Raw genomic sequence first — 13,306 nt, 5'->3', positions numbered from 1 at the left:
TCTCCTCGCTCATGCGACCTGAAGGCCGCATCGCTGCGGGCGGTCTACAGGTGTGCTTTGCACGCCTGCGTCTTCGACTTCGGCTCCGACCTAGCGGCTGCTTTGCAGCCGATTTCTTCAGATGCTCCTATTGGCCAGATGGGATCAAAGTCAGCTCGGTTTGCCGCCCGTCGAGAAACCGCACCGTCTGCCCATCGAACCAGGCGTCTTCCTCGGAACGGAAGTCGACCCTCTGCCCACCCCATTCCGGCACTGCACTGTATGAAGTCAGCTCGATCGACCAGGTCGTGCCTGATCTTATCAGGTATTCTGCGCGCGGATCGTTGCCTTGGTTGTCCCAGAACCCGATCGCCGATCCCGCACCATGGCCATGCGTACCGATGGGATGTGAATAGATCGACGGGTCGAGTCCTTCTGCCAGCGCCTTCGCGCGCGCATCGGCGAGCACTTCGTTGCCGCTGACGTCCGTCTTGAACGAATCGATCAGAATATCCTGAACCCTATTGGTAGCCGCGAGCCCGCGCCTCAAGCCTTCGGGCGCCTGGGTTTCGCCGGGCTTCAGGACATAGGCGAGATGCTGTGTGTCGGTGCTCAGGCGCAGATAGGTGATCCCGAAATCGGTCCACAGCAAATCGCCCGGCATGATCACCGTATCCCCGCGCAGCATACCGTCGCTGCCCTCGCGCTGAATGCCGATTGAAGGATGGAACCACGGGGTGAGCCCGAGCCGCGCCAATTCCTCGCGATACCACCACTGCACGTCAGCTGCGGTAGTCACGCCGGGCGTAATGACCTCGCGCGAGAAGGCGCGTCCGATCAACGCATGCGCAATCCGAACGATGCCGGGGTATATCTCCAGTTCTGAGGGTGTCCGGCTTTCGAGCCAACGTACAGCCAGTGTCTCTCCCGAGACGATACGGTCGCGGTATTGCTCAGGCAGATTGGCTGACATGGCCCGGTACTGGCTCAGCGTCATGCCGTCGCCGAACGCCGTGATGTCCGAGAAGTTGACCGCGATTGTCGCCGGATCACGCGCGGCAATGATGTCCGCCACAGCCTGCCATTGGTCGGGTTGATCGTCCGGGTCCCAAGAGGGCTCGAATAGCCCGGCAAGGCCATAGCGACTGACCGTCAGCCGTTCGACCGGCTGGCCTTCGCCTGGGTCATGGAAAATCAGGATCGTGCGCCGCCGCGCGCTCATGCTGCGCGCGTCGAGCATGGATTCGACCACAGGCTCCTCAAAGTATTCGCGCGACATCAGCAGCCACAGATCGACGCCCTGCTCATGCATGATAGCGGGGATGATCGTCTCGAGCCGTTCTGCCAGGATGCGATCAATGACGTCTGCCCGATCGCGCATTGGCAGGATCGGCGGCATGTCCGGCGCGGCCTGCTCTGTGTCGGTCATCGGAAGGATCAGTGGTCCTGGATCCTCGGCTTTCATCGCCGGCGCTGACAGCGCCAATGCGGCAGCGAAAAACGCGACAATACTCATAGGCGTACAGGCTCCCCGATGTTCTTGCAGGTATGGTGAGGCCCGTGCTCCCCTGTCAATTGGGTGAGAGACTGGTCAGACGACATTTCGTTCGCTACATCAGTTGCAAATAGCAATCTACTTGAGGAAAAACTGTGAGCCTCCATCAACCACTGACCCTCCCCTGCGGTGCTGTGCTACCCAACCGCATCTCCAAGGCGGCGATGACCGAAGGGCTGGCAACGCCCGATGGCCGTCCGACGCCCGAGCTTGAGCGGCTCTATGGCATCTGGTCCGATGGCGGCGCGGGGATGCTGCTCACCGGCAATGTCATCATCGATAAGGATCATCTGGAACGGCCCGGCAATGTCGTGATTGATCGCGAGCCGGACGCCGACATGGCCGCTCGGCTGAAAGGCTGGGCCGAGGCCGGGACGCGCAATGGCAATCATCTTTGGGCGCAGATCAGTCATGGGGGGCGGCAAACCCAGAAGCTGGTCAATCCCAACCCCAAATCCTCGTCAGATGTCGCGCTCGCCTTGCCAGGCGGGCAATTTGGCAAGCCTACACCGCTGACCATAGACGAGATCGCGGAGCTCGTGCAGCGCTGGGCAATTGCCGCGAAAGCCTGTCAGGGCGCTGGTTTCACTGGCGTGCAGGTCCACGCCGCACATGGCTATTTGATCTCGCAATTCCTCAGCCCGCGCGTGAACCTGCGGACCGACGAGTATGGTGGCAGCCTCAAGAACCGCGCACGCATCCTGCTCGAAGTGGTGAGTGCGGTCCGGGCTGCCGTTGGACCGAGCTTCCCGATCTCGGTCAAGCTCAACAGCGCCGACTTCCAGAAAGGCGGCTTCGATTTCGAAGACAGCCTAAGCGTGGTCAAATGGCTTGAAGAAGCCTCGGTCGATCTCATCGAAATTTCGGGCGGCACATACGAGCAGCCGAAGTTGATGGGTGTTGAAGGCATGGAAGCCGAAGAGGCCCAGAATGTCGCACCCTCTACAGCCGCGAGAGAGGCGTATTTTGTGGACTTTGCCAAGGCGATGCAGGCGGAGGTCGATGTTCCGCTGATGGTTACGGGCGGCTTTCGCACCCGTGCAGCGATGGAGCAGGCGGTAGAGATTGGAGCTGCAGACGTGGTTGGTCTTGGCAGGCCTCTATGCGTCATGACCGATGCCCCCAAGCAATTACTGGAAGGGCTTGAAACGCTGCCCCGCTACGAAGACGACCTCGATCTGATCCCCAATTGGTTGGGGTTCCTGAAGAGCCTGCAGATGATGAAGGCGATCAACGGCTTTGCCGGTATCTACTGGTTCTATCAGCAGATCTGGATGCTTGGTCACGAAGGACGGACTGACGATCAGTTTCCGGTCTTCAAGGCATTCCGCATCGTGGACGCACGCAACAAATCGATCATGAAGGCGAGAGCTTCATAGGCCTGGGCCTAGCCACCCGCTCCCTCCACCCTTCCACCCGGATTGTATCCCGGTAGGCTCCGGGTGGAAGGGTGGAGGGAGCGGGTGGCTAGGCGCGCAAACAAAAGGGGCCGACCACTCGCGTGGCCGGCCCCTTTTTTGTTCGGTTGATCAGTTGGCTTAGAAGCCGATCTTCACGGTCGCCCGTGCAGAGTGCGCATCGTAGCCACCGCCGAAGTCACCAAGGTAACCAAGGCCGATCGTGAACTGATCGCTGACCTGGACATCTGCACCGGCGGCCAGTTCGAAACGATCCTGATCCGGTGTTGGCGCGCCAACAGTGAAGGTCGGCAGTTGGGCCGAGCTCAGACGGAAGCTCCGCGGTGTATCGGCGAAGTCATGGATGATCGTACCCTGGATGAAGCCGTCGACCTTGTCGGAGACCTGAGCACCCAGTTCGATACCGGCGCGACCTTCGATGAAGACCTCGTCACCGCGCTCAATCAGGAAGCCAAAGCCGCCTGCTTCACTTGCATCGTCGAAGCCGATGTCGGCGGCGTTGATGCCGAGGCTCGGCGTGAGCGACACGTTCTCATCCGGCAGCAGGTCGTAACCAACGGTGACCCGCGCTGCGAAGCCATCGAAGTCGTAGCCCGAAGTGATCGGACCGAAGAACCCGGTGCGTGCGCTTTCAGCTTCACCGGTGAGATAGGCGATTTCCATGTTGAGGAAAGCGCGCTCAACCGGCGTCCACGCGGCGTAGGCGCCCAGCTTGATGCTTTCGACGTCGGTGTCTTCCTGCGTCACATTGCCCTGGAAGTCTTCAACCTCGATGTCGGCGTAGCTTGCCAGCAGGCCAACGCGGGCAGTGTCACCCAAAGCGAAATCGCCGCCGATCGTGATGATCGTCTGGTCGGATTCGTATCCGTCCTGCGAAGCCGAGAACTCGTCTTGCTCAGAACCGCGAATGGCGATCTGACCCCAGATGCCCGAACCTTCACCCGAAAGGTGACGATCCAGTGCCTGGCTGGCGACGTTGCTGGTTTCGAAGATCTCGCGTGAGACACCGCCGCTGAGCGATGGCAGAGCATCGGCTGCAGCAGTCTGGAACTCGGCAGCGCTACCCAGAGCGTTCAGAGCAGCGAAGTTCGCCGCGCTGATCGTGCCGTTGCGGACACCGCCAGCAATGACACCGCCAAAGTTGGCGAAGTTGGCATCGCCAACGCCTGCGAGTGGGTTCACGCCAGTCACCTGAACGCGCAGCGAGCCGACGATTGGGGTATAATCGATCAACAGGTCATCATCGATGATGTTGATCGTACCGCCATTGTCGGTGAAGCCAGCGCCATCTTCAAGGACGGAGACCGTCTGACCCAGCAGCGCTGCGTCGAGCGGCGTTGCAATGTTGACCACACCGGTAGTTGCCAGCGTCATCGTGCCATCATTGGTCAGCGTATCGACACCCAGGCCGAGGTTCACAACACCGTCGATCACAACATCGCCGCTAAGCGTGCGGTCACCGCTGACGGTAAGGTCGAACAGCGTGCCAAGCGTGTTGGTTTCGAAGCCCATCAGGTTGTCGGCGTCGAGAGTACCGCCAAGAACAGCGGTATCGGTGCCGGCACCGCCAAGGATCATCCCGGCTACGGTCGAGTTTGCGCCTTCGAGGACGAAGGTGTCATCGCCGCCGCCAAGATCGACATTGCCGGTTACGGCTGCGCCGGTCCATTGCTGGAACGTATCCGCGCCGTCACCCAGAGCCGCCGCAGCGGTAGTTCCGGTGATCGTGCCGAAGTTGACGACCGTGTCGTCACCCGTGCTGCCCGTTACGCCCGTGTCGCCTGAAACCGTGGCTCCAGCCTGGTTGTTGAGCGTCGATCCGGCGTTGAAGCGGATGCCATCGGTAGCCGCAGTGATCGTCCCGTCATTGTTGACGGTTGAGGCTGCAGCGAGGTCGATTGCGCGAGCAGTGTCGGCTGAGATCGTACCTGTGTTGTTGATGGTGGCTTCACCGAAGAACAACAGCGCGGTTGCGTCTGCACCAGCGGTGCTGACCGTGCCATCATTGGTGAACGTGCCGCCACCGGTGAAGATGACAGCGCCGGAATTGTCTCCGGTGGTCGAAACCGTGCCGCCTGCTTCGTTGGTGATGGTCGATCCGTCGGCAACCGCTACGCCAACGGCGCTCATGCCGGTGGTCGAGATCGTGCCGCTGTTCGTCACGGTCGAACCGGTGCCAAGCAGCAGGCCTGCGAGCGTGTTGCCGCTGGCCGTGATCGTGCCGGTGTTGGTCACGGTCGTGCCCGCGGTGCCCTGTACGATGGTCGCGCCATCGCCTTCGGTGATGAGCGTGCCGTCGTTGGTCAGCGTCGAACCTGCGCTGTTGAAACGGATTGCATTGGCAGCCCGCGCTCCGATCGTGCCGGTATTGGCAACCGTACCAACGCCGCCAATGTCGATTGCGCGGCCATCGGCAGCGGCAAGGATGCCGCTGTTGGTGATGGTGCCATCGCCAGAGATGGTCACCGCAGCCGCACCAGCGCCAGCAGCCGACAGGATACCGTCATTGATGAGCGTGCCATTGCCCGCGATCACAGTGTTGAAGCCACCATCGCCGGTGGTGATGATGTTCGAACCAGCCGCATTGGTAATGGTGCTTCCGTCGCCAGCCGCGATGGCAACGCCATTCATGCCGGACGAGCGGATGTCGCCGCTATTGGTGACCGTGCTGTTGGCACCGACCAGAACGCCTGCGGTGTTCATGCCGCTGGTGGTGATCGAACCGGCATTGTCGAGGACTGTGTCGTCTCCGCCGGTAAAGCCGATCTCGCCATCGGCGGTAGTCACGATCGCGCCGTTGCCGGTGATCGTGAAGCCGGTGGTGATGCTATTGGCAGCACCGGTGATGAGGGTAACGCCCCCGTTCACAGTGCCATCAAGGATAGCGGTGTTCACAACCGTGAAGCCCTGAGCCGAAGTGCCGGTCAGAGTGAACACACCGACTGACATTGGGTTCGTCACCGCGAATGTGGTGAAGTCAAACGACTGCGAGCCAATCCGAATGTCTTCGAAATTGGTGACAGTGTTGCCGAACGCCGTGATGTCGAGTGTCCGGTCCGTCGTATCGGTGATGATGTGTGCGTACACGTCGGTACCTGCACCGCCATCGACGTTGCCGGTTTCAACCGCGTCGTTGGTCTTGATGAAGGTGTCATCTTCGGCGCCAAGCGCGACCGCGTTGGTCGTGCCGTTGATCGTGCCGAAGTTGAAGACAGTCTGCACGCCGCCCGGTGCATTGACGGCGGTGTCGCCGGAAATGGTGCCGGTGTTGGTCAGCGTGCCGGCATTCATGCGGATGCCGTCGGTGCCGCCCGAGATCGTGCCGCTGTTGGTGATCGCCGACGCACCGGCAATGTCGACGCCGCGACCGGTGGTCGCTTCGATCGAGCCGGTATTGGTCAGCGTCGCGTCGCCAGTAACAGTAACGCCGGTAGAGTCAGCCAGCAGGGTCGAGATCGTGCCATCGTTGGTGATGGTCACGCCGCCCACACCGACAATTGCGCCAGCATTGGTACCGATGGTCGAAATCGTACCGCTGTTGGTCACGGTCGAACCGTCATTCACGACCAGAGCAACCGAGTTGTTGCCGCTAGCAGAAATGGTGCCGCTGTTGTCGACAGTCGAGGTCACGCCGGTGAAAACCGAAGCGGCGTTCATGCCGGTGGTCGAGATGGTGCCGCTGTTGTCGATGGTCGCAACGTTCAGCGCGTTGACACCGAAGGCTCCGTCGCCATTGGCCGAAATCTGCCCGGCATTGTCGATGGTGGCCGTAGCACCACTAACCCGAACTGCATCGCCGCCAGCAGCGCCGATGACGCCGCCCGCGAGGTTATCGATGGTGGCTGTGCCAGCAATGTCGAGACCGCGACCGTCTTGGGTCGAGATCGTGCCGGAGTTGGTTACAGTTGCGTCGCCAGTGATGATCGCACCGTTCGCGCCAGTGCCGCTGGCCTGGATCAAACCGCCGATATTTAGGAGCGTCGCGTTGCCAGTGACGACGATGGCGTGAGAATTCACACCCGTGGTCGCGATCTGGCCGGTCGGGTTGTTGGTGACCGTCGAGCCGTCGCCTGCAACGACAGCGACTGCGCTGTCACCGCGCGTCAGGATTTCGCCGTTGTTCTGAACCAGCGAATTGGTGCCGACCAGGACTGAAGCGAGGTTATCGCCGAAGGTGAAGATGTCGCCCGAACCGGTGTTGACTACGGTTGAGTCGTTTCCGGCGTTGACGCCGGAGGAACTGTCGCCCGTCGTGAAGATGACACCAGCATTCGTAAGGTTCAGATTGTCGCCAACCTGAACCCCGTTGGCGACGTCCCCAAAGGTCTGAATCAGGCCATCATTCTGGATGGTCGCATCCGCACCGAGAAGGATGCCTGCAGACAAAATGCCCTGCGAATCGAGGATGATCCGACCATTGATCGTGTTGGTGACAGTAACCCCGGTTTCGGCAAACGATTGCCCTCCAAGAATACCGAAGAAGTTGCCGAGCGAATTGGCAATCAGGCCATTATTGATCACCGTGCTGTCTTGGTCGACGATGATACCAGCAGAAGCGCTCGATCCGCCCAGCAGGGTGCCGTTATTGACAACTGTTGAGGCACGACCAGCTGCGATCATACCATCAAACGATGTGCCCGATGTGATAAAGCCGTTATTGGTGACGGTCGAAGCATCACCAACATCAATAGCGGATTGGCCAACGCCCAAAGTCGGCGCCACGATGTCACCGTCGACAGTAACATCCACTCCGACTAGCAAACTGATCTGCCCCTGAACTTGCGAACCCGTTTCGACCGTAAGATCGATCGAGTTGAACGCCGCCTGGAAACCATCGGGGTCAGTACCCGGAGCACATACAACTTCTGGGACAGTCGTGACGAGCGCGCACTCTTCGATGTTGGCAGGTGCAGCGGGCGTTGCCGGGTTTGGCACAGCCGCAACCGGCGTCGGAGGCGCTACCTGCGCTGCTGCGGTTCCGGAAAATCCAGCCGCAAGTGCGAGCACTGATGCGCCGCCTACGGCGCGGAACTTGGTGGAAGAGGAGATGGTCATGAAGAGCCCCTTAGTGGCAATGAAAAACAATTCTTTTTGAGGGAGAGTTAGTTGTGCGCGTTGCCGCGCGAAATCCCCCCGGTCGCTCAGAGGCGTACCGATACATTATCGCGACGAAATGAAAAGTATTTTGCGGCGAAAGGAGATTAAATATCACCTGCTAACCAGCTGATTTAGTGTCAGCGTGACCTATCAGCCACGCCCGCGATAGGGTGCCACACCCTGATCCGGCAGCCACAGCCCCTCTGGCGGAGGCCCGGACTGCCAGAATACATCGATCGGAATGCCTCCACGCGGATACCAATAGCCGCCGATCCGCAGCCAACGCGGCTGCATTTCTTCTTCAAGCCGTTGCCCAATTCCTACAGTCACATCTTCGTGAAAGCCGTTGTGATTGCGGAAACTACCTAGAAACAACTTGAGACTTTTGGATTCGACTATCGTCTCACCCGGAGCATAGTCGATCACGATATGGGCAAAGTCGGGCTGATTGGTCACTGGACATAACGACGTAAACTCGGGCGAAACAAATCGCACGAGATAAAGCGAGCCCTTGCGCGGATTGGGCACATAGTCGAGCTGCGCTTCCTCCGGAGACGCGGGTAACGGGCTGTCTTTGCCGAGAAAGGCCGGATTCAGGTCGTTTTCAGGTGTGCTTTCCATGCCGCGCTGTTGCCGCGAAAGAAGCACGGTTGCAAGCGAGGAACTGGACGCGCGGCTTCTTATATCTATGTGCTATCCGGACCCCGAACACTGACAAAGCCAGATCCACTCGCGTGCCTATGGAATTCGCCCTGCCCCGTCCTTCTCGCCCCGCACTTGCGCTCGCGCTCGCCTGCGCCTCCTTGGTGACTGGAACGGCCAATGCGCAAAGCTCGCCGGGCGGGTTCCAATTGCCCGATCCCTCACCCACGCCAACTCCCGCTCCGCAGGGGCCGGTGGACGAGCGCGCCGGGGTTCCGATTGCACCGCGCGTCATTCCCGAACAGCGCACCGTCCCGACGCCGACACCGACTCCCACGCCAACACCGGCACTGACGCTGCCAGAGACGACGGCACCGGAGACGAGCACGTCGGAAACACCGCGCACCGTCGCTTCTCCTACACCGCCGACGTCATCCAGCGAACCAGCAGGTCAAGCACCTGCGCGCGATCAAACGGCACCGCCATCGCAGCGGTCAGTACCGCAACCCGGCGCAGCGCCACCCGCAGAGACGTCGCTGCCACAGATCGAAGGCGATGCTGAACCAAGCATCGGTCCCGACGATTGGTACGATGTCGATCAGCTGGGAACGGAAAGCGGCGCTTCGGCCGCCGGTCCGCAGATCGAAACCGATATTCTTCCCGATGCTGGCGCGGGATCGTGGATCGAGACGGACGGTTTTTTCACCCAAACCCGAAATCTCGCTTTTGCTGGCGTGATGCTTATCCTGCTGCTCGGCGGGGCCTTTTGGCTGTGGCGCAGACGCCGCGCCGCGCAGGAACCGCTGGCATTGCCGGCACCGGCGCTCGCTGCCGGAGTGCGCAGATCGATCGCTGCGACCCGTCCAGTTACCGACAATGCAGAACCGCCCGCTCCGCCTCAAGCGGCGCCGCTTGAGGTTGACCTGACCCTGGAGATTGTCAGCGCGAGCCGCAGCGTGATGATGTTCATGCTCGACTACCGGCTCGACATCGCGAACCGTTCGGACAGCGCAGCGCGAGATATCGAAATTTCGGCCCAGCTAACCTGCGCGCAGCGCGGCGGGACCAACGCCCCGCCCATCGCTGGCGGCCAGCCGGTTGGCGAAATCGAGCGTATCGGTCCGCATCAGAGCCGCAGTATTTCCGGCCAGCTCCAGATCCCGCTTACCGAAGTGCAAGCGATCAGGCAGGGGCAAAAGCCGCTATTCATCCCGCTGCTGCATGTCAGCATCGTCAGTGCTGGCGATCATGTTCTGAAGCGCAGCTTTGTCGTTGGCGCACCCAGCGCAGCAAGCCAGGCACGGGTGCATCCGATTGCGCTCGACACACCTCCCGGCGGCATCCCCGGCCTGAAAGCGCGCGAAGTGAGCCTCGAAACCGCCTGACCACTTGGCGGGTCCGCTGCGCCGCGCTACCCCGCCTGTCATGGACAGTCTGGTTTCTACCCGGTGGCTCGCCGAAAATCTCGGCGCTCCTAATCTCGTGATCCTCGATGCCTCACGGCACCTACCCGCAGCAGGCCGCGATCCGCGGGCCGAGTACGATACGGCACATATTCCGGGCGCGCGTTTCCTTGATCTGGCGGCACTGGTGGATACTACATCAAGTGTCCCGCAGGCCCTGCCGACCCCGAGGCAATTGGCGGACACACTCGCCGGTCTAGGCGTAGGCGACAGCGACCGGGTGGTGATCTATGACGATAGCGCCGTGAAAACCTCCGCGCGCGCATGGTTCACCCTGGTCGCGCATGGGTTCGAAAATGTCGCGATCCTCGATGGCGGATTGGCGAAGTGGCGCGGCGAGGATCGCCAGATGGAAAGCACGCTCCCGGAGTTTGGAGGCGCCGCGCCCGTGTCGCTCAACACCGCCACTCGAGTCCGAACCAAGGCCAACCTGGTCGCCAATATCGACACGCAGGCCGAACAGGTTCTCGACGCGCGCGGCGCGGACCGGGTGTTTGGAACCGGTATCGACCCCGTGCATGGCGGTGAGAACGGACGCATTCCCGGCTCGCTCAACCTGCCGTTTGGTCAGGTCTACAACGCCGACGGAACCTTCAAACCAACTGCAGAATTGCGTGCCGCGTTCGAAGCAGCAGGTGTCGATCTGGATCAACCGGTCGTCACAACCTGCGGCAGCGGCGTCACCGCCAGCGTGCTGCTCTTCGCACTGCATCTGATCGGCAAGCACGACACCGCTTTGTACGATGGCAGCTGGATGGAATGGAGCGCGGATCCTGACACCCGCAAGGCCCAAGGTCTTGAAGAGGTGCGGCCGGAATGAGCGGAGAAGAAAAGAAGCTGAAACCCGGCACCCGCGTCACACATGCTGGTCGCCGCGAGGAATGGACCGGCCCGGTGGTCAACCCACCGGTCTGGCGCGCTTCGACGCATCTTTACGAGAACGAAGCCGCGCGCAAAGACGCCAACAAGAGCAACGCGGATGGCGGTTTCTTCTACGGCAGGCGCGGTGCTCCAACGCAGTGGGCGCTGGCCGACGCTCTAACAGAGATCGAACCGGGCGCTCATGGCACTGTGCTTTATCCGAGCGGTGTCGCTGCCATTGCCGGAGCCTTGCTGGCCGTGCTCAAGCCCGGCGACCGACTGCTGATGACCGACAACGCCTACGATCCATCGCGATCGATGGCGACGGGCCTGCTCAAGCGTTTCGGGATCGAAAGCGCATTCTTCGACCCGCTCGATCTCGACGCCTACCGCGCTCTTTTCGATCAGCCCGTACGCGCGGTCTGGCTCGAAAGTCCTGGCAGCCTGACGATGGAAGTCTGTGACATTCCTGCCCTTGCGACCATCGCGAAGGAGCACGGTGCCGTCAGCCTGCTCGACAACACCTGGGCCAGTTCGCTCGGCTTTGCCGGGCTTCAGCATGGCTGCGACATCGTGATGATGAGCCTGTCGAAACATATCGGCGGGCATTCGGACCTGATGATGGGCTCAGCCAGCGCGGGGGAACGCTGGTACCGCGCTTTGCGCCGCACATCGCAGCAACTTGGCCATGTGGTCTCGCCCGACGATGCAGCGCTGGCCGCGCGCGGATTGAGGACGATGGCGGTCCGTCTCGAACGCGGCACCGAAAGTGCGCGTCGGATCGCGAGCTGGCTGAAAGATCAGCCGCAGATCGCGCAGGTGATGTGCCCGCTGCTTCCCGACGATCCGAGCCACGCACTCTGGGCCCGCGACTTCACAGGCGCCTGCGGGCTGTTCAGCTTTGTGCTCGATACAACCGATGCTGGCGCGTGTGGACGCGTTGTCGATGCGCTCGATCTGTTCGGTATCGGCTACAGCTGGGGTGGGTTCGAAAGCCTCGCTCTGCCGATCTTTCCGCAGCAACATCGCGGGGTTATGCCGCCAACCAATGTCAGCGAGACTGGCGCGCGCGCCGCCATTCGCCTATCGATTGGTCTTGAAGACCCGGATGACCTGATCGCCGACTTGGCGCAGGCGCTCGCAAAATTGGATGATTGATGACCGCAACTCTGCCTGCAAGCACAACCGAGACGACCGATCCGGCAGCAGAAACGGAGAACGCCGGGGCAGGAGCTGAGGGAGAAACTGCGGCGGAAAGTGAAGGCGGCGAAACGGCAGAGATAACTCCGCCAGAACCCGAACCTACGCCCGAAGAACCAATCGAAGTCGTCGAAGGTACTCAGGGCCTAAAGGACGCGGTTTCTGAGCAGAGTGAGACCGTTGGAGGCCTACTGGAATCGCTCGACACCTGGGCGGTCGAGATCGGCAATCTGCGAATATCGACGCTCGATGTCTTGCTGATCATCGGTGTTATCCTGCTGGTCATCACTGCAGCCTGGATGCTCACCCGCGTCAGTCGCAATCTGATCAAACGGATTTCGCGTTTCGACAGCACACAGAAATTGCTCGCGGAAAAGCTCAGTACAATCGCGATCTGGGCGCTCGCCTTTTTTGTCGGGATAGATCTGCTCGGGATCGACCTGACCGCGCTCGCCTTCTTCGGCGGTGCCTTCGGTCTCGCCATCGGTTTCGGCCTTCAGAAGACCTTTGGTAACCTGATCTCGGGCATTCTGTTGTTGCTCGACAAGTCGATCAAGCCTGGCGATGTCATTTCCGTAACCGATGCGGCCGGCAACGAAGCAGTGGGCCAGATCCGCAAAATCGGCATCCGTGCGATTTCGGTGATCACACGTGACCAGACCGAGCACCTGATCCCGAACGAAAACCTGATGATCAATCAGGTGGTCAACTGGTCCTACAGCTCAAAGGATGTGCGGGTTAAGGCTCCTGTTGGCGTATCCTATGACAGCGATTTGGACCTGGTGACAAAGCTGCTTTATCAAGCGGCGGACGACACTCCGCGTATTCTGGAGCGCCCTGCACCGCGCGTGAATCTGATGGAATTCGGCGACAATTCGGTCAATTTCGAGCTGCGCTTCTGGATCACCGATCCCGAGGGCGGTCTCGCGAACATCCGATCCGACGTTTACATGCGCATCTGGCAGCTGTTCAAAGACAACAACATCGAAATCCCGTTCCCGCAGCGTGATCTGCACTTACGCTCCAGCAAGCAGCTCGATCAGTTGGTGGAGCTGATGTCGGCAGGCAAAGCCTAGACAAGCAACGTTAAC

Annotated in this window: 8 protein-coding genes; 5 read left to right on the top strand and 3 right to left on the bottom strand. The window is 60.8% G+C overall.

Annotation, left to right across the window (positions count from 1 at the left end; genetic code table 11):
• Window positions 1–127: 127 nt before the first annotated feature.
• The gene (locus tag Q0837_RS02295) at window positions 128–1,495 is read right to left on the bottom strand and encodes a M24 family metallopeptidase (protein ID WP_298464743.1); all 1,368 of its coding nucleotides are present in this window, start codon (window positions 1,493–1,495) and stop codon (window positions 128–130) included.
• Window positions 1,496–1,629: 134 nt separating this feature from the next.
• On the opposite strand from Q0837_RS02295, the gene Q0837_RS02290 reads away from it, so the two are divergent.
• On the top strand, window positions 1,630–2,913 hold the full coding sequence (locus Q0837_RS02290) for an NADH:flavin oxidoreductase/NADH oxidase family protein (RefSeq protein WP_298464740.1): 1,284 nt from the start codon (window positions 1,630–1,632) through the stop codon (window positions 2,911–2,913).
• Between the two features lie 159 nt (window positions 2,914–3,072).
• Here the strand turns inward: Q0837_RS02290 and Q0837_RS02285 are convergent, their stop codons facing one another.
• Both Q0837_RS02285 and queF read right to left on the bottom strand, forming a co-directional pair.
• Window positions 3,073–8,007 (bottom strand): autotransporter domain-containing protein, encoded by a 4,935-nt coding sequence (locus Q0837_RS02285; RefSeq protein ID WP_298464737.1) that lies wholly within the window; start codon window positions 8,005–8,007, stop codon window positions 3,073–3,075.
• A 192-nt stretch (window positions 8,008–8,199) separates the two neighbouring features.
• Window positions 8,200–8,670: a preQ(1) synthase gene (queF, locus tag Q0837_RS02280; RefSeq protein WP_298464735.1), complete on the bottom strand. Its 471-nt coding sequence runs from the start codon at window positions 8,668–8,670 to the stop codon at window positions 8,200–8,202.
• Between the two features lie 182 nt (window positions 8,671–8,852).
• Here queF and Q0837_RS02275 point away from each other — a divergent pair, with 182 nt between their 5' ends.
• From Q0837_RS02275 to Q0837_RS02260, 4 genes are read left to right on the top strand one after another with little or no spacing between them, the layout of a single operon-like run.
• A complete protein-coding gene (locus tag Q0837_RS02275) occupies window positions 8,853–10,076 on the top strand; it encodes a hypothetical protein (protein ID WP_298464733.1) in 1,224 nt (407 codons plus the stop codon).
• A 40-nt stretch (window positions 10,077–10,116) separates the two neighbouring features.
• Complete coding sequence (locus tag Q0837_RS02270) at window positions 10,117–10,974, top strand: sulfurtransferase (RefSeq protein ID WP_298464731.1); 858 nt, start codon at window positions 10,117–10,119, stop codon at window positions 10,972–10,974.
• The gene (metC, locus tag Q0837_RS02265; RefSeq protein ID WP_298464728.1) at window positions 10,971–12,173 is read left to right on the top strand and encodes a cystathionine beta-lyase; all 1,203 of its coding nucleotides are present in this window, start codon (window positions 10,971–10,973) and stop codon (window positions 12,171–12,173) included. The genes Q0837_RS02270 and metC overlap by 4 nt, the downstream gene beginning before the upstream one ends.
• On the top strand, window positions 12,173–13,291 hold the full coding sequence (locus tag Q0837_RS02260; RefSeq protein ID WP_298464723.1) for a mechanosensitive ion channel domain-containing protein: 1,119 nt from the start codon (window positions 12,173–12,175) through the stop codon (window positions 13,289–13,291). The genes metC and Q0837_RS02260 overlap by 1 nt, the downstream gene beginning before the upstream one ends.
• The last annotated feature ends 15 nt before the right edge of the window (window positions 13,292–13,306 follow it).

Origin of the sequence: uncultured Erythrobacter sp., from assembly GCF_947499705.1 — a bacterium.
Taxonomy (GTDB): Bacteria; Pseudomonadota; Alphaproteobacteria; order Sphingomonadales; family Sphingomonadaceae; genus Erythrobacter.
This window is presented reverse-complemented; position numbering and strand designations above follow the sequence as displayed.

Coding starts and splice junctions, on each gene's coding strand:
- Q0837_RS02295 (WP_298464743.1), bottom strand. CDS start 1,495: ATGAGTATTGTCGCGTTTTTCGCTGCCGCATTGGCGCTGTCAGCGCCG.
- Q0837_RS02285 (WP_298464737.1), bottom strand. CDS start 8,007: ATGACCATCTCCTCTTCCACCAAGTTCCGCGCCGTAGGCGGCGCATCA.
- queF (WP_298464735.1), bottom strand. CDS start 8,670: ATGGAAAGCACACCTGAAAACGACCTGAATCCGGCCTTTCTCGGCAAA.
- Q0837_RS02270 (WP_298464731.1), top strand. CDS start 10,117: ATGGACAGTCTGGTTTCTACCCGGTGGCTCGCCGAAAATCTCGGCGCT.
- metC (WP_298464728.1), top strand. CDS start 10,971: ATGAGCGGAGAAGAAAAGAAGCTGAAACCCGGCACCCGCGTCACACAT.
- Q0837_RS02260 (WP_298464723.1), top strand. CDS start 12,173: ATGACCGCAACTCTGCCTGCAAGCACAACCGAGACGACCGATCCGGCA.